The following is a 24,965-nucleotide window of genomic DNA, read 5'->3' as shown; positions in this document are numbered from 1 at the left end:
CTAGGACGCAATGGAATTTTCTCCCACCGCTTTGGCTCTGATTGGCCTCGTGCTCGCCGCATGGACGGTGGGCGCTGCGGTGCTGATGCTGCGCGCCTCTGGCCAGAGCCGGCGGACCGGCACTTTGCAGACCTCGCTGCGGCGGATGCAGCGCATGCTCGATGTTGCTCCGGCGGTTCCTTTGCTGGTGCGGGTCGATGGCCGGATTGAAGCACCAGAAAGGCTTGCGCGGTGGTTTGGGCTGGAGACCATGCCCAAGTTCCTGAGTGAGCTGGACGGCGGCGAGGGCGCGGGACTGTCGGCTGAGCAACTGGCCGACCTGTCGGAGAAAGTTCGCCGGACGCAGAAGAGCGCGGCCCCGTTTCACATCACGCTAAAGCCGCCAGGCTCCGGTCGCAGCCTATCGCTGCAAGGGGCCTTGGCCGATCCGCAGGTGTCACCAGTGCGGCGCGGCCTTGGTCTGGGTGTTCGACTTTTCCGAAAGCCAGCAGGAATTGCACCGGCTGCGCGGCGCGGCGGCGCGGGCGGAGAGCGATTTTGCCGCGCTGATCGGTCTGATCGAGGCTGCGCCCATGCCGATGTGGTTCCGCGGTGATGATATGAAGCTGCAGCTCGTGAACCAGGCCTATGTTGATGCGGTCGCGGCAAGCGATGCCAATGATGTCGTCAAACAGCAGCTGGAATTGATCGAGCCGGTTGATGGTGAAGCGCCATCAGAGATCGCCAGCAAAGCGCTGAGCGAGCAGGGCAAGATTGAGCGGACCGTGCCCGCCACCATTCATGGCCAGCGTCGCACCATGCGGGTCAGCGATCTACCGCTCGGCACAGAAGGCGTCGCGGGTTATGCCATCGACATTGAAGAGCAGGAGCAGGAGCGGCGCGAGTTCAGCGCCTACCGTGATGCTCAGCGCTCCATGCTCGATCAGCTATCCGCCGGGGTCGCTCTGTTCGATGCGAGCGAGCGCCTAACCTTTGCCAATCTGCCACTGCGGCGCCTGTTTGAGCTTACTGAAGGTTCGCTTGACGGCTCGATTTCCTTCGACCGTTTCCTGACCGATGCGCGTGAGCGCAAGTTGACCCCGGAGGTGCGCGACTTCCCGGAATGGCGGCGCGAGCACGCCACATGGTTTGAAGCGGCTGAAACGCAGGAAGAGGCCTGGCCTCTGCCGGGCGGCACGCATTTGCGGATCGTGGCTCAGCCTATGCCGGACGGCGGGTTGGTGATGATTGCGGAGGACCGCACCGAGCAGCTCTCGCTATCGGCGACGCGTGACACCCTGCTGCGTACACGGGCGGCGACACTCGACAGCCTGTTTGAAGCGCTGGCGATCTTTGCGCCCGATGGCTCTTTGCAATTGTGGAACCGCAGCTTTGCCGGGACATGGGGCCTCACCAGCGAGTTTCTGGATACGCACCCCAGCGCAGAGGCTCTAATCGAGGCCATCGGAGAGAATCTGGCGAAGCGCGGACAGGCGCAATCGATCAGCGCGGTGGTGCGCGCGGCGACGCTGGATCGCCAGGAAAAGGGCGGACGAATTGCTCTGAAAGACGGGCGCACATTGGAATTTGCCGGTGTGCCACTGCCTGACGGCAATGGCTTGCTGACGGTGCTGGATATCACCGCGTCAGAAAACGCAGAACGCGCGCTACGCGAACGCAATGTTGCCTTGGAAGAGGCCGATACGGTGAAGGCGCGTTTCCTCGCCAATATGTCCTACGAATTCCGCACTCCGCTGACCTCGATTGGTGGCTTTGCTGAGCTGATCAAAAGCGGCGCAGCAGGCGAAGTTAGCGAGCAGATGGGCGAATATGTCGACGCGATTATCGACTCCGTTAGCCGCCTGACTGATCAGGTTGAGAACGTGCTCGACCTCTCGCAAAGCGAAGCAGGCCTGATGCCGATCAGCAAAGAGGACGTTGATCTCTTGCCGTTTTTGACCGCACTGGTGCGAGAGCGCGAGACTGCGATCGTCGCCGCTGGATTGGGCCTCGATCTGCGCGGCAAGAAAGGCTGCGTGGTTCAGGCCGATCCAAGGCAATTGGGCCGCGCGCTTGGCAATCTGCTCGATAATGCCATTGCTGGCACGCCAGAGGACGGAAAAATCCTGATCAACATCGCGGCCAAGGGGCAGGGCGCAGAGATTGCGATTTCCGACAATGGCCGGGGCATGAGCTCAGAAGAGCTGGCCCGCGCGCTGGGTACAGCGGGCGCCGATGATGAAAAACGTCAGGGACTTGGCATTCCGCTCGCCCGGCAATTGATTGAGGCGCATGGCGGCACTTTCGATCTGCAAAGCGAAGAGGGCGCAGGTACCGCTGCGATCATCCACCTACCGTGACGGCGCGGCGATGATGCGCGAGACCTTGAGCGATCTGGCGGCGATGGACGCCTTTGGCGCGCGCATTGCGAAGCGCCTGTTGCCGGGGGATGTGGTTTCGCTGACTGGCGGCTTGGGCGCGGGGAAGACGACGCTGGCCCGCTCGATTATTGCCGCACTTGGCCATGAGCATGAGGTGCCATCGCCGACTTTTACGATCATTGAGACATACGATGCGCCGCCGCTGCGTGTGCCAGTGGTGCATGCCGATTTCTACCGGTTGGAGCATCCGGACGAGCGCCATGAGATTGGCCTTGATGATTACCGTGAAGGCGCGGCTCTGATCGCCGAATGGCCTGATCATGCGGGCGGATTTGGACATGAAGCGGCGTGTTTATCGATCACTTTAGAAAACAGCGGAAATTCTGCGGATGGGGGACGCATCGCGGCTATTGAAGCGGGCGCAGATTGGCTAGAGCGTCTGCCATGAATGAGCTTCCCGATGGCCTGCACGCATTCCTCGCCCAAGCTGGGTGGGGCGACGCCGCGATTGATCCGATCCCTGGCGACGCCTCGTTTCGCCGGTATTTCCGAGTTAGTCTTGGCCCCGACGCTGCACCTCCTCAAAACGCTTTGCTTATGTATGCACCGCCACCAGAGGAAGATCCGTGGCCCTTCTTGGAGGTTGCATCATGGTTGACTTCGAAAGGTATGCGGGCACCAAAAATCTATCAAGACGATGCAGCGGCTGGCTGGGTTCTGCTGGAAGATTTCGGCGATGATCGGATGCGCGATTGGCTGGATCACAATCCGGCGAGTGAGAGTGAGGCCTATGTCGGCGCGATCGATGCCTTGGTGGAGCTGCACAAATGCCCGCCCGGCCCGTTCGCGCCTTATGACATGGCAACGTACCAGCGAGAGGCCGCGCTGCTGACCGAATGGTATTGCCCGGCGCAGGGCCTATCGGTCGATGAGGCGGGCTATGCCGAGGCATGGGAAGAGGTTCTTGCGCCCTTGCTTTCGCGCCAGCCCCCCGGCGTTACAGTGTTGCGCGATTACCATGCGGAGAACATCATGCTGTTGAACGGTGTGCCGAGCGCGCCGCAGGGGTTGATTGACTTTCAGGATGCGCTGGTTGGGCATCCGGCCTATGATCTCGTCTCGCTGTTGCAAGATGCAAGGCGCGATGTTTCGCCGGAGCTGGAGGCAGCGATGCTGACCCGTTATCAGGAACGCGCCGGAGCGGACGAGCATTTTGCCGCTGATTATGCGCGGCTTGGGGCGCAGAGAAATGCCAAAATCGTTGGGATCTTCACCCGACTGTTCAAGCGTGATGGAAAGCCGCGCTATCCCACGCTGATCCCGCGCGTGTGGGAGGCGATGGAGCGCGACCTTGCGCATCCGGCGCTGGCGCCTGTGGCCAAGTGGTTTGACGCCAATATCCCGCAGCATTTGCGCGATGCGATGGGCGGAGAGATCGCATGAGCGACAAACCGCTTGCCAGTGACACCGCGATGGTGATGGCCGCTGGCATGGGCAAGCGGATGCGCCCGCTGACCGCCAGCCAGCCCAAACCTTTGGTGAGGGTCGCGGGCAAGGCCCTTATCGATCATGCGCTTGATCGGCTGGCTGATGCGGGGATCGCGCGCGCTATTGTCAATGTGCATTACCTGGCTGACGCGCTGGAGGCGCATGTTGCCGAGCGCACCGCTCCGCAGGTGGTGATTTCGGACGAGCGCAGCGAGTTGCTGGAGACGGGTGGGGGCCTGATTAGAGCGCAGCCGCATCTGCCCGATCCGTTTTTTTGCCTCAACGCCGACAATATTTGGCTCGATGGGCCGCGCGATGCTTTCCATGATCTGTCGCAGCGCTGGGACCCCGATGTGATGGATGCGCTGCTGCTTCTGGTGCCGCATGCCAATGCGAAGAATTTTACCGGGCCGGGTGATTTTCACATGGACCAGATCGGGCGGCTGAAACGGCGCGCGCCGGGCCGGATTGCGCCCTTCATCTACACCGGTATCCAGCTGATCTCGCACCGACTGCTGCGCGATGCGCCAGAGGGTAAGTTCTCGACCAACACCCTGTGGACCCGCGCGATTGAGGAAGGCCGCCTGTTTGGCGCGACGTTTACTGGCCAATGGTTCGAAGTGGGAACGCCGCAAGCGATCGCGCCGACCGAAGACGCGCTAAAGCGTGGCTGAGCGCCGCGAACTCAATATTTTCTCCATCGCTGCGCACCGCGGCTTTGCCGATGCGCTGGTAGCGGGCCTTGTCCCGCGTTACTCGGACGGAGCGCTTGGGCTGGCGCGGCTCACTTTATTGGTGCCCAGCACCCGGGCCGCGCGCACGATCAGCGAAGCGTTTATCCGCCACGCTGGCGAGACTGGCGCTGCCGGATTGTTGATGCCGCGTATGGTCGCGGTGGGCGATCTCGACTTGGATGAGAAGCTTGGCAGTTTGCTCGATCCGCTGGGCGCGAGTGAGATTCCGCCTGCGGTGGAGCCGACACGCCGCTGGTTTGAGCTGGCGCATCTGCTGCGTGCGGAGCTGGAGGCGAGTGGCAAGCGCATGCCACCGGGTGCGGCGATATTGCGGATGGCGCGCGATTTGGCGCGCACAATGGACCGCCTGCTGGTTGAGGAAAAACGGCCAAACGATTTGCTCGATGAGACGATCCTCAATCTTGAGCCAAGTCTGGCGGAGCATTGGCAGGATCTCGATCCGCTTGTTTGCGAAGGTGCAGGCGCGCTGGCGCTTTGCATTGGATGAACGCGGAGAGGTTGACGCGGCAACCCGGCGCAATCTCTTGTTTGATCGGGCAGCGCAGGAATGGCGCGCAAACCCGCCGAAATCGCCCATTGTTGCCGTCGGTGTCACCAGCGCCGCGCCCGCTCTGGCACGTATGCTGCGCAGCATTGCGGACATAGAAAACGGGGCGGTTATCCTGCCTGATCTCGATCTGCAAATGCCCACAGAGGCATGGGATGAATTGGGCCGTGCCGGGCAAAGCGATGAGCCGGATGGCGAAGTGTTTGCGCGCGGCGATGCGTTGACCCATCCCCAATATCATCTCAAACTGCTCCTGGGCCGGATGGGCATTGCCCGCGCAGAGGTCCTCCCATGGCACAGGCGCGGGATTGCGGCGGCAGACCCGGTGCGCAGCCACGCGATCAGCTCCTTATTCCTGCCGCCAGAGGCAAGCTCTTCCTGGGCCGATTTGGCAGCGGACAAGCGGCGGCTATCGGGCGTCCGCCTGCTGACCAGCGCCACCGCTGAGGAGGAGGCGCAGGCCATCGCCATGCTCGTGCGGCAAGCTTTGGATGAGCCAGAGAAACGGATCGCGGTGATCAGCGCGGACCGCAGTCTCGCGCGCCGCGTGGTGCAGCATTTGTCGCGCTGGAACATCACGGCGGATGACACCGCTGGCCGGCCCTTGTCACTGACTCCGGCGGGGCGTTTGCTTGGCCTGCTGAGCGAGCTTGCCAGCGGAGCAATCACGCCAACCGCATTGGTCAGCGCATTGGGTCATCCATTGGTGCGCGGCGGGGATGATCGCGGCGCCTGGCTTAGCAATTTGCGCAAGTTTGAACGCGCGCTGCGCGGTCCTGCGCCAGCGCCGGGATTTGAGCCTTTGCGCGCCATCGCAGGCGAGGCAGAGGTCGCCGAATGGTGGGCCGAGGTTGAGGCATTGCTGGCGCAGTTGCCCGGTGAAGCGGCGGAGCTGCCGTTCGCTGACGCGCTCGATACGCTCACCGTGCTGGCCGAGGCGCTGGCAGGTGAGGACGTATGGGCGCGCGAGGACGGCCGCGCATTGTCCGCCATGGTAGAGGATATGCGCCTGCATGCCCGCGCCACCGATACGCAAATCGCGGCAAAAGATTTGGCCAGCGCCCTGCGCGAGGCGATGGACGAGATTGCCGTGCGACCGCCCTATGGCGGGCACCCACGCGTGGCGATTTACGGTCTGCTGGAATCGCGCATGGCCCGCGCTGATCTGGTGATTTGTGCAGGGTTGAATGAAGGCAGTTGGCCGCAAAGCCCGAGTCCCGATCCATTGCTTGCGCCCGGCGTGTTGCGCGCGCTCGGCGTGCCCGCGTCTGAGTTTCGCATTGGCCTCTCCGCGCATGATCTTGCCGGCGCAATGGGCGCACCCGAAGTGGTGCTCAGCCGGGCAGAACGCGACAAAGAAGGGCCGACAATCCCTTCACGGTTTTTGCTGCGGGTTGAGGCCTTGCTGGGAGAGCTTGCGGGCAGTCACCGCGAGAATGCCATCCCCGCCATGTTGCCCGCGCTGGATCGGATGGCGCCGCGCGCAAAGCCCTATGCGCGGCCTGCGCCTATGCCCTCCAGCGAGCAGCGCGCGGTCAATATTGCGGTGACCGCGCTCGACCGATTGTTGGGCGATCCATACCAGTTTTATGCGCAGCAAATTTTGGGTCTGAAAGCGCTCGATGTGCTGGAGGCGGACCCGTTCAGCGATCCGGCGCTGCGCGGTACTTTGACACATAAGATCCTGGAATTGTGGCACGAGGCGCGCAGCCACGATCCCTCGGCCGATATCACCGAAATTGCAGATGCGCATTTCCGCGCTGAGCAATGCCACCCGCTGTTCATGGGTTTATGGCGGCCGCGACTGCTCGCGGCGCTCACGCGGTTTGCAGAATGGATCGATGCGGACGAGGCGGCTGACGAGAAACGCCAGGTCATCGCGTGGGAATGCAAGGGGTCAATGCTGGTCGATGGCGTGCGCGTCTATGGCCGGGCCGACCGGATTGACCGGATGCCAGACGGCAGTCTTACGATTGTGGACTATAAAACGGGCGCTCCGCCCAGCGCCGCGCAGGTCGAAGCGGGTTACGCCTTGCAGCTTGGATTGCTTGGTCTGATCGCACGCGATGGCGATTTCGAGGGGCTCAGCGGCGATGCGACGACCTTCGAATATTGGTCGATGGGGCGCAGCAAGGCGGACAAAAAATTCGGTTATAAAGAGGCGCCGATAAAGCTGCCGGGCAAGCGCTCTGGCCTGCCACCGGAGGAGTTTCTGCCAACGCATGAGGCCAAGCTCGCCGAGGCCATTCGCCGCTTTATCAAAGGCAATGCGCCGTTCGTGGCCAAGGAAAATCCCGACTACCCCGGCTACACCGATTATGATCAGCTGATGCGTCTGGACGAGTGGATTATCGCGTTGGCAGATAGCGAGCATGCGCAATGAACGGCGCGGTCTTCCCATTGGCGGGCAATCAGCGTGACGCGGTCAATCCGCGCGATAATGTTTGGCTGTCGGCCTCGGCGGGCACGGGCAAGACGCAGGTGCTCTCTGCGCGGGTGCTGCGGCTTCTGTTGCGGCCCGATGTCGATCCGGGCCAAATCCTGTGCCTCACTTTTACCAAGGCCGGTGCGGCGGAAATGGCGAACCGCATCAATGCGGTGCTGGCGCGCTGGGTGCGTCTGGAGCCTGCGGCGCTCGCGACCGAGCTGGGGCATCTGGGCGCAGACATTGGCCCGAGCACGCAGGAGCGTGCACGCACTTTGTTTGCCAGCGTGCTCGATTGTCCCGGCGGCGGATTGCGGATCGATACGATCCACGCCTTTGCTCAGTGGCTGCTGGCGAATTTTCCGGGCGAGGCAGAGCTGCTGCCCGGTGCGCGGCCAATGGAGGACCGGGAGCGTGATCTGCTCGCGCGCGAAGTGCTGTCCGACATGCTCAGCGACGCCGAGCGGACGCGGGATACAGGCGTGCTGGACGCGGTCAGCCTGTTTGCCACTCGCAAAGATCCCGATGCCCTGCGCGGGTGGTTGATGCGCTGCGCCAGCGCGCGCGAGATGTGGCATGGAACGGGCGCGTGGCAGCCGCCGATGATGCCGCGCGTGAAAAGCCTGCTCGGGGTGCCTGCAGATGCGGATGAGGATTGGGCGGTGCAGGGCCTTTCGCCTGATGTCTTCCCCGACCATCAATTGCGCGCGATGCTGCCCGTTCTGCAAGGTTGGAATGCGAAGGTCGGGCGCGAAAGCAGCGCCTTTATCGAGCGCTGGCTGACTTTGGATGCGCCTCAGCGGGCGCTTGAGGTCGACGGTTTCCGCAAGACTTTGTTGAAGGCGGATGGCTCCCCGCGCATTATGAAAAAGCCAAGTGATGAGGACCTTCATTTCTCGGCCCGCCAAGAAGAGATCGCAGAGGCTCTGGCCCTAGTCGCGGAACGCCGCGCGCTGCTCAATCTGGCTGATCTGCTCACCCCATCACTGGAGTTGGGGCGCACATTCGCGCTGCGCTGGGAAGAGGCGAAAGAGCGCGAGGCGCTGCTCGATTTTGATGACCTGATTCAGCTTGCCGCGAGCCTGCTAAGCCGAAAGGAAGCGTCCGACTGGATCCGCTACAAGCTCGACCGCCGGTTTGACCATATCCTGATCGACGAGGCGCAGGACACCAACGCCGCGCAGTGGAGCATTGTCTTCGCGCTGATTGATGACTTTTTCTCCGGCGAAGGGGCAGCGGGCGAGAAGCTGCGCACGGTCTTTACCGTCGGCGATTACAAACAGGCGATCTTTGGTTTCCAAGGCACCAGTCCAGAGAATTTCGCGCTGGCCAAGGACAAAGTGCGCGCCGCGATTGAGGCCGCGCGCGAAAACGCCGCCGAGATGCGCGATGCCCGGCATGTGCCCAATTGGCAGGACCTCGATCTGGGCCAGAGTTTCCGCACCTCCAACGCCGTGCTCGAATTTGTGAACCGCGCGATAGGTGCAGTGGGGGCGGGCGCATTCGGCCTGAAGGACGAGCCAAAGCCGCATATTGGCGAAGAGCGGGCCGGATTGGTGACGCTGTGGAACCCGGTCACAGGCGGAGAGGACGACAGCGAGCGCGGCGATGGCGAGCAGCAGGATTGGCTGGCTCAGCATGACCGCAGGCTGGCCGATAAGATCGCCGATCAAGTGCGCAAATGGCATACGCGCGAAGAGCCGTTTATTCTGATGAAGGGCGGCAATCCGCGTGCGGCGGGTGCGGGCGATGTTATGGTGCTGGTGCGCAAGCGCAAGGATCTCGCCGCGCTGATTGTTGCGCGCTTGCATGCCAAAGGCGTGCCGGTGGCGGGGGTCGACCGCCTGCGTTTGGGCGCGCCGCTGGCGGTGAAGGATTTGCTCGCAGCCCTGCGCTTTGCCGCCCAACCGCTCGACGATTTGATGCTGGCAAACCTGCTGGCGAGCCCGCTGATCGGGTGGAGCCAGGACGATCTACTCAGCTTTGTGCCGCGCGCAAAGGGCGTGCCACTGTGGGATCATCTGCGCCGCCACGAAGATCCGTTTGTGGCGGAGACGGCGGAGAGATTGCGCGATCTGCTGAGGCTGGCGGATTACGAAACACCGCAGGCCTTGCTCGCATGGCTACTGATTGGACCGTGGCAGGCGCGGGCAAAGCTGGTCGCGCGGCTGGGGCGTGAGGCCAATGATCCGATCGATGAGCTGGTCAATTCCGCCTTTGCCTATGAGGCGGCGTTTGCGCCCAGCCTGACCGGGTTTCTGCAATGGTTTGACGCTGGAGAGGGGGAGCTGAAACGCGATCCGGGCGAAGCGGGTGAGCAAGTGCGGGTGATGACCGTGCACGGTTCCAAAGGCTTGCAAGCGCCGATTGTGATTCTGGCCGATGCGACAGGCAATCCGGGGCAGGGCGGATCACTGGCATTGGATGAAGCGCCGCTGGGCGAGGCAACACCGGAGGCTGACCGCCGCGTGGTTCCGTTGCCCTCCCTATCCAAAGAGGAAAAGGCCGGCCGCGTCAGCGAGGCAGAAGAGGCCTCTAAAATTGCCGAAATGCAGGAGCACTGGCGTTTGATGTATGTCGCCATGACCCGCGCGGAAGAGGGGCTGTTTATCACCGGCTCGCTTGGGCCGCGGCAAAAAAAGGGCCCGCATGAGGACAGCTGGTACGCTCGTCTTGCGCCGATATTTGGCGGTGAGGAAAGCGGCGATGAAAACAGGGGCGAGCTGGCCGATCCGATCTGGGGCGCGCGGCGAGAATGGGGCTATCGCGCGCTGCATTTCCCAGAGGCGCGCGCCGGTGATGACACGCAGGCTCTCACTGAATTACCGAGCTGGGCGCGCACGCCCGTCGGGCCAGAGCCGCGCCCTCCGCGTCCGCTTGCGCCGAGTTCCGCTGGGGAAGATCAGGCCGCCGATCCGCCATTGCCGCCCGATCTCGCGAAGACCGCTGCGCGCCGCGGGGTCTTGATCCACAGCCTGCTGGAGCGCCTGCCAGACGTGGAACCGGACGAGCGCCAATTCGCCGCCGAGGCCTGGCTTGACCGGCAAGCGAGCGATTTGCCCGAGGAAGCGCGCGCCGAAATGGCGGCGGCGGCGCTGCGCGTGCTGGAGAATCCGAAGTTCGCCCATATCTTTGCGCCCGATGCGCTGGCGGAGGTGCCCCTGGCCGCAACCGTCGGCGGGATCGTGGTGGCGGGCACGGCGGACCGCTTGCTGGTGAGCGACGAGGCGATCACCGTGGTGGATTACAAAACCACGCGCCGCCCGCCGCGCAGCGCGCAGGATGTGCCGACCGCGACGATCAAGCAGATGGCCGCTTATGCAGCCGCGCTGGAGGCGATCTATCCCGGGCGAGAGGTGAGGGCGGCGGTGCTCTACACCCAAACCCCACAAATCCTGGAGCTATCCACGGAGCAAATAAAGTCACACAAAAATGCATTGGGGACGGCGCAGTAAAGCTATTCGCCCAGCGCTTGAGAGTGCGCGGGCCTGCGCCTAAGTAGGACTTAACAATGATAGCAGGAGAATTTCCATGGCCACCATCAATGTGACCGACGACAGTTTTAAAGCCGACGTGCTCGACAGCGAAACCCCCGTTCTGGTGGATTTCTGGGCGGATTGGTGCGGGCCATGTAAAATGATCGCGCCTGCTCTGGAAGAGCTGAGCGAAGAGTTTGCTGGCCAAGTCAAAATTGCCAAGGTCGATATCGTCGACAACACCGACGTTGCCGCTGAACTCGGCGTCCAAGGCATCCCTTATCTGGCGATGTACAAGGGCGGAAAGCTCGTCGCTGAGCAAAAGGGCGCTGGTCCCAAGAGCCAGCTTAAAGCGCTGATCGAAGGCGCACTCTGATTTGATTGAGTGAGGGGCGCCCATCGAGCGCCCCTCCGCTTACCGCCAGTAGTCATGGCGTTCGGCCCCATCGAAAGCGGCCTGAGGTTAGGCAGCATTTCTTGAAATCTTAGCCCAGATTTGCATGGACAAGGATCGTTGCGGCCGAGTTTCTCGACCAACTCCTTGTTACCGTGGACAAACCTGTGTCCACGTTTCACATGTGTTTCTGAAGGGAAGCCCTTGCGGCGCTTAGACGTGCGCTCGAAAGCAGGGCAGGTCGTTCAGGTCGTTGGTTTTGCGAGCCATGATAGCCTCCTGATTGCTTTGCCCTCAAAGTGAGGGAAGTCGCCAATAGCACCGGGACGCGCTGTGTAAAGCTTCAGACTGTGAGCCGCTCGGTGTATGCATCCCAAATGGCTGGGCTGGATGCGCCGAGCAATCCAGGCATTCCATGCTGATCGACGCGGTATGCGCTGCCATCCAGCCTCGCTGCTTTGCCGCCCGCTTCATTGAGCCATAACACGCCAGCGGCATGATCCCAGGCGAGCGTGCGCTCAAAACTGGAGATGTCATTTTCGCCCAATGCGAGGCGCGGATATTGCTCCGCCGCGCAGCGCGGAATGTCTGTCAGAGTGTAATGCGGGGCGATTTTCGCATCGATCTCAGCGATCTGATCCTCGTTCAAAAACAGCTTTGAAATCGCCGCTACGGGGGGCTCTTGCCCGGTCGTTTTCGCGGTGACCTTGATACCGTTCACAAAGGCGCCTTCGCCAGCACGCGCGTGGCACAGCCGGTCGCGGATGGGATCATACAGCCACCCTGCCACCGCGTGTCCGGTATCCGCCAGAGCGATGATAATGCCAAACGGTTCTTTGCCCTCGGCGAAATTGGCGGTCCCGTCGAGCGGGTCGATGATCCAGCATTGCTTCGACAAGTGATCGAGCACGCTCTCATCGGCGTGCGCCGCCTCTTCCCCCACCACCGGTACGCCGGGCGCTAGCTTGGTGAGGGCCTCGGTGAGGAAGTTTTCCACTTCGCTGTCGACCACAGTGACGGGATCATCCTTGCCCTTCATCTCAATCTCGCCCTCGGCAAGGTTCTGAAAGCGGGGCAGCATGGATCCACGCGCGGCAAAGCGCATCAGGTCGCGAATTTCTCCATCAAGCGCACTGAGGCCATCTTCGCTCACGAACGGTAATCCGCATTGATCGAGATATATCCGTGGGTGAGATCACAGGTCCACACGCTCGCGTGGCCATCGCCAATGCCCAGATCGACGGCGAGATCCACGGCATCGCCCTGGAGGTGCTCGGCCACTGGAGCCTCGTCGTAATTCTCGACAGGCAGGCCATTCTTCGCTGCCCATACGCCGCCGAATGCGATGGAGAGCGTGTCACGGTTTGCCGGTTCGCCTGCCTTGCCGACGGCCATCACGACGCGGCCCCAATTGGCGTCTTCCCCGGCGATGGCGGTTTTGACCAGCGGTGAGTTTGCAATGGCCAGACCAACGCGGCGCGCGCTGGCGTTATCAGCGGCGCCGCTCACGCGCACAGTGATAAATTTGCTCGCCCCTTCGCCGTCACGCACCACCAATTGCGCGAGCTGTCGGCACAGATCGGTGAGGGCGGCGGCAAGGGCATCTGCGCCAGGGCTGTCAAAGCTCTCGATCCGGGCATTGCCCGCTTTGCCGGTCGCAAAGGCCAGTACCGTGTCACTGGTCGACGTATCGCCATCCACGGTGATGCAGGAATAGGTTCGCGTGTTCGCTGCGCTCAGCAGCTCTTGCAGGAACGCTGGGGCGATGTCCGCATCGGTGAAGATGTAGCCGAGCATGGTCGCCATATCGGGCGCGATCATGCCGGAGCCTTTGATGATCCCAACCAGCTCCACGCGGGTGTCGCCAATGATCGCGGAAGTGCGCGCGCCCTTGGCAAAGGTGTCGGTCGTGCCAATTGCATTGGCGGCGTCTTCCCACCCCGCTTCATTGGCGGTGAAGGCGGCGGCCAGGCCCTCGCGCGCTTTGTCCTTCGGTAGGGGAACGCCAATCACCCCGGTGGAGGAGACAAACACATCGCCGGGTAAGCATCCCAAATGCTCTGCGGTTTGCGCCATGATCGCCTCGACCGCTTCACGCCCGCGATAGCCGGTGAAGGCATTGGCATTGCCCGCATTGACGATCAGGGCTCGGGCAAAGCCATTGGCGAGGTTTTCGCGGCCCAGTTCAACCTCGGATGAGGCGCAGGCGCTTTGCGTGAACACGCCAGCGACGCTCGTACCCTCGGCCAGCTCGACATAGGTCAAGTCAGCGCGGTCCCAATCCTTATAGCGCGCGCGCGCCGTGCGCACGGTGACGCCAGCGATTGGCGGCATGTCAGGAAAAGGCAGGGCTAAGGGCGAAGTCTGAAGTTCCATGGCCGCTGCCGTAATGCGCAAACTCGGCCATCGCAATTGCGGGATGTGTTGTTTGTTGTTCAGCATGGCTTTACTAGGCATGAAGATCATTCTTACGGTCAGGCGGGAAATAATGAAAGAATTCAATCTATTGGTCGCGAGTGCAGGTGCGCTGACGATGGCTCAACCAGCATTGGCACAATCGGCTGCCGAGGCGACCGAGGGAGCTGCAGAAGCAGTGGCCGAAGCGGCAGCGGACGCAGTTCGAGGAAGTGCTGCGCCGCCGCCTATCAAGATTGTTCCGATTGAGTCGGATCACCGTTCATCTGGGAAATCGCGCCGCCCGAAGCTGCAAAACCGATCGCGAGGCTGGATCGTTCAAGCAGATTATCCAATCAGCAGTTGGAATGCTGATGAGGAAGGAACTGTTCGTTACAACGTTTCGGTAGATGCAACTGGAAACGCCACTGGCTGTGAGGTTGCCGAGAGCTCTGGTTTTGCTGCTCTAGACGAAGCAATTTGCCCATTAGTGTTTGAACGCGCCGAATTTTTTCCTGCAAGCAATGAAGACGGCGAAGACGTCGCTGGCGTTTTCGAGGGACGGCATAGTTGGCGCAAGAAAGAGCCCGACATGCCGCAAATGCGTGTTGTGTTTCAATATTTTCACAGCGCGAAAGGCGTGACAACCGATTGCGATATCCTGAGTATTGAAGGCGATATTTCAGAGCGAATGCAGGCGCAGATCGAACGCGATCGGGAGCGCGGCAGACTCTGCCCTGGGCCAAAAGCGCGGCCGGGCGCGCCCTACCGTGATGAGAACGGAGTGCCCGTTGCGAAGCGGGTAACCGCGACGATCAATGTAGTTTTGGAGGACCTTGAATAATGGGCAGGTCAAACCGCACATATCTGTTGGGGACGGCCTTTATTGGGGCGCTTTCAGCAACTTCGTTAGCGGCGCAGGATGACCCAAGTAGCTGAAGCGGTTGAATCGCTTAGGAAGCCGCCGAGGAGGTATAGGCTGAAGGCAAACGCGAGCTTCAGCCTATACCTCCGCCCAGAATAATCCTCGACCCGACCCCCTCGTCCGGGCCAGAAAATCCAAGACCAATTGGGAGGCAATAGGAGAAATTCAGCAATGCGGTCCTGCCAACTGGGCTGTATCTTCCGGAAGCGGAGGTTTTGGTCCGATATGCAATCGCCGTTGATGCAGATGGCAATGCGACCGGCTGCTTCAGCACCATGCGTGCACGGATAGAGGCCGATGGCACCGTGCCCGAGTGCGAGGTCGTTGAAGAAACCGGAGCGCTGCCTGAAAACTTTCCAGGTGAAATGCCCTGCTCAGGGCTAAAAAGACAAGGCCCGTGGCGCGATGCCAATGGAGAGCGCAGGCGCGCATCGTGGAATTTACGGTTGCAATGAAAAGTGAACTACCACCGCCATCAGGCAACTGACGCTGGTGATTGATGAGGCTCAGCAGATGTGCGGGCTAGACGAACCGGCTCGCAGAGCTTATATCGGCATCGCTATGCGCCGTCAGTTAATCGCCTTTCTCGCTCTGCTTACCGGGTTTGCCGCCATCGGCGCGCCTGCGCATGCGACTTTTGCAGAGGTGCTTAACCAGGATATCGGCGTCGCTGCCGATGCTGATGCAAACGAGCCGTGTGAGGCGACTGCGCCTGTTGGTAAGCCTGAGAAGCAAAACGCGAAGTGCAAGGATGCCAAGAAAGGCAAGCCCGTTCGTGTGCCCAAGGCGCTGCGTCTGCCCGTCCTGATGGGTGTTGATCGAGCCTACGAATAGGCGATTTTGGTTCCCGCGTAACGCATGCTGCTGGCGGCGCGAATACCTGCGCAAAGCAGACGACCCATATCTTCCAGGTTTCAGCGCTCAGCGATCCCGCTGCGCCCACACCGCATTATTTCAACAGGTCCACATCCCATGTTTAACACAATTGCCAAATCTCTGTTTGGCTCTTCAAACGATCGTTACGTTAAATCCGTTCGCAAGGTCGTTGATCAGATCAACGCCTTGGAAGAACAAATTCAGACGCTTTCTGACGAAGAATTAAAGGCACAGACCGACAAATTCCGCGAGCAGTTGGACGGTGGCAAGACACTGGACGAAATCCTGCCAGAAGCCTTTGCGACCGTGCGCGAGGCATCCGTGCGCGTGTTCGGCATGCGGCACTTTGATGTGCAAATGATTGGCGGCATTGTGTTGCACCGCGGCGAGATTGCGGAAATGCGTACGGGTGAGGGTAAGACCCTGATGGCGACGCTCGCGACCTATCTCAACGCGATTGAGGGCAAGGGCGTGCACGTGGTGACCGTCAATGATTACCTCGCGGCGCGTGATGCGGAGTGGATGGGGCAACTCTACAATTGGCTGGGCCTGAGCGTTGGCGTGGTCGTGCCCAATATCGACGAATACGCCCGCCGCGATGCCTATAATGCTGACGTCACCTACGGTACGAACAACGAGTTCGGCTTTGACTATTTGCGTGACAATATGAAGCATGAGCGCGGACAGATGGTCCAGCGTCCGTTTAACTTCGGCATTGTCGATGAGGTCGATTCCATCCTGATCGACGAGGCCCGGACCCCGCTGATCATTTCCGGCCCAACCGAGGATAAGTCTGACCTTTACGTTGCGCTCGATGCGGTGGTGAAGGAAATCCCAGAAGACTGGTATGAAAAGGACGAGAAGACCAAGCAGATCCAGCTGACCGAGGATGGCCTCGACAAGGTTGAGCAAATGCTGATCGAAAAGGGTCTGCTTGAGACGGAGAACCTCTACGACGTTGAGAACACGCAAGTGGTTCACCACTTGGATCAGGCGCTCAAGGCCGTGCACATGTTTAAGCGCGACACCGATTACATTGTCAAAGACGACAAGGTCGTGATCATTGATGAGTTCACCGGTCGGATGATGGATGGGCGGCGCTGGTCAAACGGTCTGCACCAGGCGGCTGAGGCCAAGGAAGGCGTGAAGATCGAGCCAGAGAACCAGACCATGGCCTCGATCACATTCCAGAATTATTTCCGCATGTATCCTAAGCTGTCCGGGATGACCGGTACAGCGGCCACAGAGGCCGCGGAATTCTGGGACATCTACAAAATGAACACGGTCGAGATTCCGACCAATGTTCCGGTCCAGCGGATCGATGAAGAAGACGAATTCTACAAGAACACGATGGACAAGTTTCAGGCGATTGCCAAAGCGATCGCTGAGAAGGCCGAGATCGGTCAGCCGGTGTTGGTCGGTACGGTCTCCATCGAAAAGTCTGAATTGCTGAGTAAATTCCTCGATGAAGAAGGCGTGAAGCACGAGGTTTTGAACGCGCGCCAGCACGAGCGCGAGGCGCATATTGTGGCGCAGGCGGGCCGGCTGGGCGCGGTGACAATCGCAACCAATATGGCAGGCCGCGGCACCGATATTCAGCTAGGCGGAAATTTGGAATACCGGCTCGAAGACGAGCTGAAGGAGATCGCCCAAGACGATCCCAAATACGCGCTTGAAGCGGACCGGATCAAAGCCGAAGTGGCCGAGGAACGGGCCAAGGTGCTGGAGGCGGGCGGTCTATTTGTGCTCGGCACAGAGCGGCACGAAAGCCGCCGGATTGATAACCAGCTGCGTGGCCGCTCTGGCCGTCAGGGTGACCCGGGCCTGTCGCGTTTCTACCTGTGTCTCGAAGACGATCTGTTGCGCATTTTTGGCCCAGACACTCTGTTCTCCAAGATGATGAATTCAAACCTCGAAGATGGCGAGGCGATCGGTTCAAAGTGGCTGTCCAAGGCCATTGAAACGGCTCAGAAAAAGGTCGAGGCGCGCAATTACGATGTGCGCAAACAGGTCGTCCAATATGATGACGTGATGAACGACCAACGTAAGGTTATTTACGAGCAACGCTCTGAAATCATGGACTCAGAGGCCGTCGACGATGTCGTTGTTGATATGCGTCACGATTCGGTCAATTCGCTGGTTAGCGATGCGTGCCCTCCCGGCTCTTACCCAGAGCAATGGGATATCGAAACGCTCAAAACCAAGCTGCAAGACGTGTTCGGAATTGCGCCTCCACTTGATGACTGGATGGAGGAAGAGCAGGTTGAGCCGGAGCTGATCGAAGAGCGTGTGCGCGAACAGACCGACGAAATGATGGCGGCCAAGATGGCAGAAAGCGATCCGGAGCTGTGGCGCGTGGTTGAGAAGGACGTGCTGCTGCGTCAGCTCGACTTTCACTGGAAAGAACACCTCGCCACGCTCGACGCGCTGCGCCAGGTGATCTGGATGCGCGGGATCGCGCAGAAACAGCCGATCAACGAGTATAAGCAAGAGGCGTTTGGCCTGTTTGAAACCATGCTCGATACCCTGCGTGAGGAAGTGACCAAAATTCTGTTCCAGGCGGAATTGCGCATGGCCCCGCCAGAGGCGGAGGCTTTGCCTGACCTGCCCGATTTCCTCACCGGCCATATCGATCCGTTGACTGGACTCGATAACTCCAACGATGGCGATGGTTCGGCAGAGCGGCCTGAGATGTTTGGCTCTTTGGCTGGTTCGCCGCGCGCGGCATCTGGCCCAGGCGGTTCGAATGCAGACAACCCCTATGCGAACCTCAATGTCAGCCGCAATGCGCCGTGCCCATGCGGGTCTGGTAACAAGTACAAGCATTGCCACGGCGCAACGAGCGGCAAGAGCGCGGTATAAAGGCATGGCTGAGGGCAGCGCGCGTGACGTCATGACGTCAGCGGCTGTTCGGCCAAGTTTTAACGCGGCTCACCCGGGCGCACTGGCATGATGCTGGGCACGGTTCCGGTGCTGCTCGCCGCGGCGTTCTTTGTCACCGCGCTGCTGTATGCAGCGGTCGGGTTTGGCGGCGGTTCGACCTACGCTGCACTGCTGGCGATTTCGGGACTGGATTACCGGTTGCTGCCAATGGTTGCACTGGCGTGCAATATCATCGTGGTGGCCGGCGGCAGCGTGCGTTTTGCGCGAGCCCAAATTACGCCATGGCGCGGCGCGATTGTGATGACTGCTCTGGCCGCACCAGCAGCTTTGTTGGGCGGGCTCACCCCGATTGACCGCGAAACCTTCATGCTGCTGCTCGGCATCAGCCTGGTGCTGACCGGGCTTACGATGCTTATCCCTGTGCGAGAGAATGCGGCAGGGGTAGGGGAGCTGGATGTTCCCACGCGCTTCGCAAAGACTATGCCGTTTGTTGCCGCGCCGCTCGGCTATCTTGCCGGGTTGGTCGGTATCGGAGGGGGATATTTCTCGCCCCGCTGCTGCACCTGACCCGTTGGAAAGACCCGCGCGCAATCGCCGCAACCGCCAGCTTTTTCATTCTGGTCAATTCGCTGTTCGGCCTGGTAGGCCAGCTGCTGAAACAAGGCCCCGCCGCATTCGGAGGCGCTGTGGGCGCCGCTCTGCCGCTGCTGCTAGCCGTCGCCATTGGCGGACAAATCGGCAGCTTGATGGCGGTGAAGTTCCTGCCGCAGCGCGTGATCCGGTGGCTAACCGCCGCGCTAGTGATGGTTGTGGGCGCTCGGTTGCTGGTTGGGCTGTAAAACACGCGCAATGTGATACGCGAGCCGTATCTCAAGCATTCCAACGATGTAAGAAAATGGCTCCCCGAGTTGGATTCGAACCAACGACCAAGTGATTAACAGTCACCTACTCTACCGCTGAGCTATCGGGGAGCAGCCCGATAGGCGAAGAGGCCCTATATGGGCGCGTGCTCGGCAATGCAAGAGAGATTGATGGTGTTTTTGTGATTTTACCTCGGGCACATTCGAGGTGGATATGCTCAATGTCTTTGGCTTGGTGGCGGAGGACGGCGGCGAAGCCGCCGCAAGGCCAAGCGGCCGCCCGCAGGGCCGTAAGGCCTGAGGAAATCGCACACCCGGATGGGTGTGCAGAACCTACAACGCAAACTGCTCCGCGACGATCCGCTCATCCAGTGAGTGGCCCGGATCAAACAGCAAGGTCAGCTCGGTCTCGCGCTCAATCTTTAGCGTCACGTCGGCAATATCGCGCAGTTCGCGCTGGTCGGCTACGGCGGAGACGGGGCGCTTTTGTGGTTCCAGAATGCGGAACTTCACTGGCAGATGGTCGGGCAGGATCGCTCCATTCCAGCGGCGCGGGCGAAACGGGCTGATCGGGGTGAGAGCGAGCAGCTCGCTGCCCAGTGGCAAGATCGGGCCGTTGGCCGAGAGGTTGTAAGCGGTCGAACCCGCAGGCGTTGACAGCAGCACACCGTCGCACACCAGCTCTTTAATCCGCACCCGGCCGTTCACCGAAACCTCAATCTTGGCGGTTTGGCGCATTTCACGCAGCAGCGAGACCTCATTGATGGCAAGGAAGGTGTGCTCGCTGCCATCCTGCGTCACCGCGTCCATACGCAGCGGCGCGATCTTGAACGGCCGCGCGCGCTCCACCCGGCGCATCACATTGCCGCCGTCGCGGTACTTGTTCATCATGAACCCGACCGTGCCCAGGTTCATGCCATAGGCCGGGATCACTCGGCCCGCATCCAGCATGGCGTGTAAAGTTTGCAGCATAAAGCCATCGCCGCCCAATACGATTGCCACATCCGCGCTTTCCAACGGCACCCAATCGTGCTCATCTTTCAAAGCGGAATAGGCCGCCTGAGCGCGCTCTGTCTCTGAGGCAAGCAATGCAACGCGCTCAAACTCGTGTCTTTTTGGCAAGCTTTCCATCCTTAATTTCGCGCTCGTAACCGAGGCTATCCACAGCGGCGCGCTAGTCACTTGTCCTGATGTTCCAAATCTGGGCGGATTGCAATTGGCATGGGCGCGACGCTCAGTTTAAGGTAGGCGGCGAAAATGGATTCAAAGCGGCCTTCTTTGCGCGGTGCGCCCTCAATTTCTGGGCGCGGTGCCCTGCCCGGGGTAAAGCCTGGTATGCTGGAGGCGGACTTGCTGCGCGCGCTCGATCGGCGCGAGATTGAGGTTCTGTTTCAGCCGCAATTTGCTTGCTCTGATGGGGCGATTGTGGGGGCGGAGGCGCTGGCGCGGTGGCGGCATCCAACTTTGGGCGAAATTGGCGCGCGCGATTTGTTCGCGATTGCAGAGCGTGCGGCTTTGGTTGCGCCGCTATCTCGCCATGTAGTGGCGCGGGCGCTGGAGGATGCGAGCGAGTGGCCAACGAACCTGCATCTCTCGCTCAATATCACGCCAGAAGAATTGGGCGATCCGCGCTTTGCCGCTGACTTTGCGGAGCTGATCGGGCGCAGTGCGATTGCGCCTTCGCGGCTTGTGCTGGAGATTACAGAGGATGTTCTGCTGCGCAATTTGCAGCAAGCAGCAGAGGCGCTCAGCGCTTTGCGCACCCTCGGTTTTAAGACCGCGCTTGATGATTTTGGCGCCGGCTTTTGCAACTTTCGCTATTTGAAAGAGCTGCCGCTGGATGCGCTGAAGCTCGACAAGGTGATGGTTGAGGGCATCCCCGGCGATGCCAAGGATCTGGCTGTGTTCCGCGCGATTGTCGGGCTGGGCAGGGCGCTTGGCCTTGCCGTGGTCGCTGAGGGGATCGAAAGTGAGATCCAGCGCGCGACCGTGATCAGCGAGGGCTGCAATTACTGGCAGGGCTTCCTGCGCGCGCAGCCAATGCGCAGTGACAAGATGCTGGGCCTGGCGAAGGCGGCTGAGCGCTAGGCCGCGGCCTTCTTTGCCTTTTTCACAACTCCAGACAGACCCTTAGTCAATTGGAACAGGCCATTCAGGCGGCTGCGCGGATCGCCCCAGGCGCGGTTGATCACCAGCTTCATGTCTGGCCGCAATTTGGCGGTGCCTTGCAGCCGGTCGACATAGGCAAGCAGTCCCGCTGGATCGGGGAAATTGTCCTGGTGGAAAGTTACCAGAGTGCCGCGCGCGCCGACATCAATCTTCGCGATATTAGCCTCAATTGCCTGATGCTTGATCTCGATCAGGCGGACCAGGTTCTTGGTCGGATCGGGCAGATCGCCAAAGCGGTCGATCATTTCTGCTGCCATGCTTTCGATCTCAGCCTTGTCGGCCGCTTGGTTGAGGCGCCGATAGAGCGCCATGCGCACGGCCAGATCGGGGACGTAATCCTCTGGGATCATGATCGGCGCATCGACCGTAATCTGCGGTGAGAGCGCGCTGCGTTCGTTTGTCAGGCCCGCTTCGCCAGCCTTCGCCGCAAGGATCGCATCCTCCAGCATGGATTGGTACAGTTCAAAGCCGACCTCGCGGATGTGGCCGGATTGCTCATCGCCCAGCAGATTGCCTGCGCCGCGAATATCGAGATCGTGACTGGCGAGCTGGAAGCCCGCGCCAAGCGAGGTCGAGATCGCTCAAGACCTTAAGGCGTTTCTCTGCAATTTCAGAGAGCTGCACGTCTTTCGCATAGGTTAGGTACGCGTAGGCGCGCAGTTTCGACCGGCCCACGCGTCCGCGCAATTGGTACAGTTGGGCAAGGCCAAAGCGGTCAGCGCGGTGGATGATGATGGTGTTCGCGCTGGGCAGGTCGAGCCCGGATTCGACGATGGTGGTGGACAGCAGCACCTCATATTTGCCTTCGTAAAAGGCGCTCATGCGTTCTTCGATTTCGCCCGCGCTCATCTGGCCGTGCGCGGAGACGGATTTTACCTCCGGCACGTGTTCGGCCAGCCATTCCTCCACATCGGCCATATCGGAGATGCGGGGTACGACGATGAAGCTTTGCCCGCCGCGATGATGCTCGCGCAGCAAGGCCTCGCGCATCACCATATCGTCCCACTCCATCACATAGGTGCGCACCGCCAAGCGGTCGACTGGCGGGGTCTGGATGGTGGAGAGCTCGCGTAGACCCGCCATCGCCATTTGCAGCGTGCGCGGGATTGGCGTGGCGGTGAGCGTGAGGACATGCACATCGGCGCGCAGGGCCTTCAGCTTCTCCTTGTGGGTGACGCCAAAGCGCTGTTCTTCATCTACAATCACCAGACCCAAGTTCTTGAAACTGGTCGATTTGGACAGGATTGCATGGGTGCCGATGACGATATCCATATCGCCGCTTTCCAGGCCCTCTCGCGTCTCGCCCATCTCCTTTGCAGAGACCAGGCGTGAAAGCCGCCCGACCTTTAACGGAAAGCCTGCAAAGCGCTCTGTGAAATTCTGATAATGCTGGCGGGCAAGCAGAGTGGTGGGTGCGACAACGGCGACTTGTTGCCCGTTCATGGCCGCAACAAATGCCGCGCGCAGGGCAACCTCGGTCTTGCCGAAGCCAACGTCGCCGCAAACCAAGCGGTCCATCGGACGCCCGCTTTCCAGATCGCGCAGTACATCGGCGATGGCCGCGTCCTGATCGTCGGTTTCTTCCCAAGGGAAGCGGTCAACGAACTGGTTGTAGCTGGCCTCGTCTGCGGCCAGCGAAGGCGCTTTCTTGAGCGCGCGTTCGGCGGCGACTTTCATCAGCTCGCCAGCGATCTCGCGAATGCGCTCTTTTAGGTTTGAGCGGCGCCGCTGCCATGCTTCCCCGCCGAGCTTGTCGAGCATGACGGCATCTTCGGACGATCCATAGCGCGACAACACATCAATGTTTTCAACCGGGATGAACAGCTTGTCACCACCGCGATATTCCAGCGCGACGCAATCGTGCTGGCTTTTGCCGACGGGAACGGGGTCGAGACCGAGATATTTGCCGATCCCATGCTCGACATGGACGACCAGATCGCCGCGGCCCAGCGCCTGTAACTCGGCGAGGAAGGCATCGGAATCCTTGCGCTTCTTCTTGCGCCGGACCAGCCGATCACCCAGCACGTCTTGCTCGGTGAGGACCTCCATTTGCTCGTTGGAGAAACCGGTGTCGAGCGGCAGGACCATCGCCACAACGCCGCCTTTAACCGATGCGCCCAGCGCCTCTTGCCAGCTGTCGGCGACCTGCGTTTTGACGCCCGCTTCGGATAGGATCGAGGTGATGCGGGAACGGCTACCGGTGGAATAGGCCGCAAACAATGCGCGCTTGCCGGACTTGGCCAGCGCAGCAAAGTGCTTTGCGCCCTCTTCATAGACATTGTCGCCGCGGGCACGCTCTGGTGCGAAATCGCGCGCGGAGCTGAAACCGAAGTCGATGTTTGTATCGCTGTCCGGTGCGGCAAATATCTGGCTGCGATGCGCCGGGGCGCTGGCGACGGCTGCGTCGAATTCTTCGCTGGATAGGTAGAGCGCTTCGGCCTCCAGCGGACGGTAACTGCCCGCGGCTTCGCCAGCCGTGCGGGTGCGCTGTTTGCAGTAGTCTGCAATGTCGGAAAGCCGCTCTGACGCCGCGCCAATCGCGCCATTGTCGATCACCACCAAATCGTTTTCCGCAAAGTGATCGAATAGAGTAGTCAGCCGCTCCTCAAAGAGCGGGAGCCAATGCTCCATCCCGGCAAGGCGTCGGCCATCGCTGACCGCTTCATACAGCGGGTCTTGCGTGGCGGCCGCGCCGAACATCTCGCGATAGCGGCTGCGGAAACGCGCGATGCTGTCTTCATCGATCAACGCCTCTGAGGCGGGCAGCAGCAGGTGAGAGCCCAGCGTGCCGGTCGAACGCTGGGTGCTGGGATCGAACAGACGTAGGCTCTCCAGCTCATCGCCGAAAAAATCGAGCCGCAGACCTTGATCCAGCGAGGACGGGAAGATGTCGACAATCGATCCGCGCACGGCAAATTCGCCGTGGTCGATCACAGTGTCTGTGCGCGAATAGCCTTGGCGCGTCAGCAGCGCCGCGAGGCTCTCATGCCCAATCGTCGTGCCTTGTTTAAACTCGCGCACGCTCTCGCGAATACGAAATGGGGTCAGCACGCGTTGAAGCACGGCGTTGACCGTCGTGATCAACAATTGCGAGCCAGAGCCCGGATTTTGCAGCGCGTGGAGCGCGGCCAGCCGCTTTGCACTGACCGATAGAGCCGGGCTGGCGCGGTCATAGGGCAGGCAATCCCACGCCGGAAACTCGATCACCTCCACTTCGGGCGCGAAGAACTTCGCCGCATCGCTGGCAGAGCGCATCGCCGCATCATCCGGCGCGATGAACACCGCGCGCTGCCGCGCCGCGCGCGCCAGATCGGCCAGCACCAAGGGCAGGCTGCCCCGCACCAGCGAGGATAGAGTGAGCGGTGCATCCGCCGCTAATATGCGCGAGAGATCAGGCATGGTGTCGGGTCAAA

At 60.9% G+C, this 24,965-nt stretch carries 17 protein-coding genes, 1 tRNA gene and 2 pseudogenes; 14 read left to right on the top strand and 6 right to left on the bottom strand.

Annotation, left to right across the window (positions count from 1 at the left end; genetic code table 11):
- Positions 1-10: 10 nt before the first annotated feature.
- The 9 genes from AC0V6O_RS09650 to trxA all read left to right on the top strand — a co-directional run bounded on the left by AC0V6O_RS09650 (position 11) and on the right by trxA (position 11,427).
- Positions 11-595: a hypothetical protein gene (locus AC0V6O_RS09650; protein ID WP_486143550.1), complete on the top strand. Its 585-nt coding sequence runs from the start codon at positions 11-13 to the stop codon at positions 593-595.
- Positions 573-2,339: a sensor histidine kinase gene (locus AC0V6O_RS09645; RefSeq protein ID WP_486145575.1), complete on the top strand. Its 1,767-nt coding sequence runs from the start codon at positions 573-575 to the stop codon at positions 2,337-2,339. Before AC0V6O_RS09650 ends, AC0V6O_RS09645 begins: the two co-directional genes overlap by 23 nt.
- 13 nt (positions 2,340-2,352) lie before the next feature.
- Positions 2,353-2,808, top strand: a complete 456-nt coding sequence (tsaE, locus tag AC0V6O_RS09640; protein WP_486145573.1) for a tRNA (adenosine(37)-N6)-threonylcarbamoyltransferase complex ATPase subunit type 1 TsaE — start codon at positions 2,353-2,355, stop codon at positions 2,806-2,808.
- Complete coding sequence (locus AC0V6O_RS09635) at positions 2,805-3,803, top strand: aminoglycoside phosphotransferase family protein (RefSeq protein WP_486143548.1); 999 nt, start codon at positions 2,805-2,807, stop codon at positions 3,801-3,803. Before tsaE ends, AC0V6O_RS09635 begins: the two co-directional genes overlap by 4 nt.
- Positions 3,800-4,522, top strand: coding sequence for a nucleotidyltransferase family protein (locus AC0V6O_RS09630; protein ID WP_486143546.1), 723 nt, complete (start codon positions 3,800-3,802; stop codon positions 4,520-4,522). Before AC0V6O_RS09635 ends, AC0V6O_RS09630 begins: the two co-directional genes overlap by 4 nt.
- Positions 4,515-5,090, top strand: a complete 576-nt coding sequence (locus tag AC0V6O_RS09625) for a hypothetical protein (RefSeq protein WP_486143544.1) — start codon at positions 4,515-4,517, stop codon at positions 5,088-5,090. Before AC0V6O_RS09630 ends, AC0V6O_RS09625 begins: the two co-directional genes overlap by 8 nt.
- Positions 5,047-7,533 carry a double-strand break repair protein AddB gene (gene addB, locus AC0V6O_RS09620; protein WP_486143542.1) on the top strand — a complete coding sequence of 829 codons (2,487 nt, stop codon included), beginning with the start codon at positions 5,047-5,049 and terminating at the stop codon, positions 7,531-7,533. Before AC0V6O_RS09625 ends, addB begins: the two co-directional genes overlap by 44 nt.
- On the top strand, positions 7,530-11,030 hold the full coding sequence (gene addA / locus AC0V6O_RS09615; RefSeq protein ID WP_486143540.1) for a double-strand break repair helicase AddA: 3,501 nt from the start codon (positions 7,530-7,532) through the stop codon (positions 11,028-11,030). The genes addB and addA overlap by 4 nt, the downstream gene beginning before the upstream one ends.
- A gap of 76 nt (positions 11,031-11,106) precedes the next feature.
- Positions 11,107-11,427 (top strand): thioredoxin, encoded by a 321-nt coding sequence (gene trxA / locus AC0V6O_RS09610; protein ID WP_486143538.1) that lies wholly within the window; start codon positions 11,107-11,109, stop codon positions 11,425-11,427.
- Here trxA and AC0V6O_RS09605 read toward each other — a convergent pair.
- From AC0V6O_RS09605 to argJ, 3 genes are all read right to left on the bottom strand, one after another.
- Complete coding sequence (locus AC0V6O_RS09605) at positions 11,331-11,627, bottom strand: SEC-C metal-binding domain-containing protein (protein ID WP_486143536.1); 297 nt, start codon at positions 11,625-11,627, stop codon at positions 11,331-11,333. The two genes, trxA and AC0V6O_RS09605, sit on opposite strands and share 97 nt — an antisense overlap.
- Positions 11,628-11,788: 161 nt before the next feature.
- Positions 11,789-12,550, bottom strand: coding sequence for an inositol monophosphatase family protein (locus AC0V6O_RS09600; protein ID WP_486145571.1), 762 nt, complete (start codon positions 12,548-12,550; stop codon positions 11,789-11,791).
- Positions 12,551-12,594: 44 nt separating this feature from the next.
- Positions 12,595-13,821 (bottom strand): bifunctional glutamate N-acetyltransferase/amino-acid acetyltransferase ArgJ, encoded by a 1,227-nt coding sequence (gene argJ, locus AC0V6O_RS09595; RefSeq protein ID WP_486143534.1) that lies wholly within the window; start codon positions 13,819-13,821, stop codon positions 12,595-12,597.
- Between the two features lie 112 nt (positions 13,822-13,933).
- Here argJ and AC0V6O_RS09590 point away from each other — a divergent pair, with 112 nt between their 5' ends.
- From AC0V6O_RS09590 to AC0V6O_RS09575, 4 genes and pseudogenes are all read left to right on the top strand, one after another.
- Positions 13,934-14,683 carry an energy transducer TonB gene (locus AC0V6O_RS09590; protein ID WP_486143532.1) on the top strand — a complete coding sequence of 250 codons (750 nt, stop codon included), beginning with the start codon at positions 13,934-13,936 and terminating at the stop codon, positions 14,681-14,683.
- Between the two features lie 573 nt (positions 14,684-15,256).
- A complete protein-coding gene (locus AC0V6O_RS09585) occupies positions 15,257-15,598 on the top strand; it encodes a hypothetical protein (RefSeq protein WP_486143530.1) in 342 nt (113 codons plus the stop codon).
- 138 nt (positions 15,599-15,736) lie between these two features.
- Positions 15,737-18,502, top strand: a complete 2,766-nt coding sequence (gene secA / locus AC0V6O_RS09580; protein ID WP_486143528.1) for a preprotein translocase subunit SecA — start codon at positions 15,737-15,739, stop codon at positions 18,500-18,502.
- Between the two features lie 90 nt (positions 18,503-18,592).
- A pseudogene (locus AC0V6O_RS09575) lies at positions 18,593-19,362 on the top strand (sulfite exporter TauE/SafE family protein).
- Between the two features lie 57 nt (positions 19,363-19,419).
- Here AC0V6O_RS09575 and AC0V6O_RS09570 read toward each other — a convergent pair.
- Both AC0V6O_RS09570 and AC0V6O_RS09565 read right to left on the bottom strand, forming a co-directional pair.
- A tRNA-Asn gene (locus AC0V6O_RS09570) sits at positions 19,420-19,494 on the bottom strand.
- A 222-nt stretch (positions 19,495-19,716) separates the two neighbouring features.
- A complete protein-coding gene (locus AC0V6O_RS09565) occupies positions 19,717-20,514 on the bottom strand; it encodes an NAD kinase (protein WP_486143526.1) in 798 nt (265 codons plus the stop codon).
- 126 nt (positions 20,515-20,640) lie between these two features.
- On the opposite strand from AC0V6O_RS09565, the gene AC0V6O_RS09560 reads away from it, so the two are divergent.
- Positions 20,641-21,471 (top strand): EAL domain-containing protein, encoded by an 831-nt coding sequence (locus tag AC0V6O_RS09560; RefSeq protein ID WP_486143524.1) that lies wholly within the window; start codon positions 20,641-20,643, stop codon positions 21,469-21,471.
- Here the strand turns inward: AC0V6O_RS09560 and mfd are convergent.
- Positions 21,468-24,951, bottom strand: a pseudogene (gene mfd, locus AC0V6O_RS09555) (transcription-repair coupling factor). The gene AC0V6O_RS09560 and the pseudogene mfd overlap by 4 nt on opposite strands.
- Between the last annotated feature and the right edge of the window lie 14 nt (positions 24,952-24,965).

The organism is Erythrobacter sp. JB2-19 (assembly GCF_057365005.1).
The sequence above is the reverse complement of the archived record's forward strand: the minus strand, read 5'-3'. Positions and strand labels throughout refer to the sequence as shown.

Bases quoted from the DNA above. Each gene is read 5' to 3' on its own strand.
- AC0V6O_RS09650 (WP_486143550.1), top strand. From the start codon at position 11: ATGGAATTTTCTCCCACCGCTTTGGCTCTGATTGGCCTCGTGCTCGCC.
- AC0V6O_RS09645 (WP_486145575.1), top strand. From the start codon at position 573: ATGCCGATGTGGTTCCGCGGTGATGATATGAAGCTGCAGCTCGTGAAC.
- tsaE (WP_486145573.1), top strand. From the start codon at position 2,353: ATGCGCGAGACCTTGAGCGATCTGGCGGCGATGGACGCCTTTGGCGCG.
- AC0V6O_RS09635 (WP_486143548.1), top strand. From the start codon at position 2,805: ATGAATGAGCTTCCCGATGGCCTGCACGCATTCCTCGCCCAAGCTGGG.
- AC0V6O_RS09630 (WP_486143546.1), top strand. From the start codon at position 3,800: ATGAGCGACAAACCGCTTGCCAGTGACACCGCGATGGTGATGGCCGCT.
- addA (WP_486143540.1), top strand. From the start codon at position 7,530: ATGAACGGCGCGGTCTTCCCATTGGCGGGCAATCAGCGTGACGCGGTC.
- trxA (WP_486143538.1), top strand. From the start codon at position 11,107: ATGGCCACCATCAATGTGACCGACGACAGTTTTAAAGCCGACGTGCTC.
- AC0V6O_RS09600 (WP_486145571.1), bottom strand. From the start codon at position 12,550: ATGCGCTTTGCCGCGCGTGGATCCATGCTGCCCCGCTTTCAGAACCTT.
- argJ (WP_486143534.1), bottom strand. From the start codon at position 13,821: ATGGAACTTCAGACTTCGCCCTTAGCCCTGCCTTTTCCTGACATGCCG.
- AC0V6O_RS09590 (WP_486143532.1), top strand. From the start codon at position 13,934: ATGAAAGAATTCAATCTATTGGTCGCGAGTGCAGGTGCGCTGACGATG.
- secA (WP_486143528.1), top strand. From the start codon at position 15,737: ATGTTTAACACAATTGCCAAATCTCTGTTTGGCTCTTCAAACGATCGT.
- AC0V6O_RS09565 (WP_486143526.1), bottom strand. From the start codon at position 20,514: ATGGAAAGCTTGCCAAAAAGACACGAGTTTGAGCGCGTTGCATTGCTT.
- AC0V6O_RS09560 (WP_486143524.1), top strand. From the start codon at position 20,641: ATGGATTCAAAGCGGCCTTCTTTGCGCGGTGCGCCCTCAATTTCTGGG.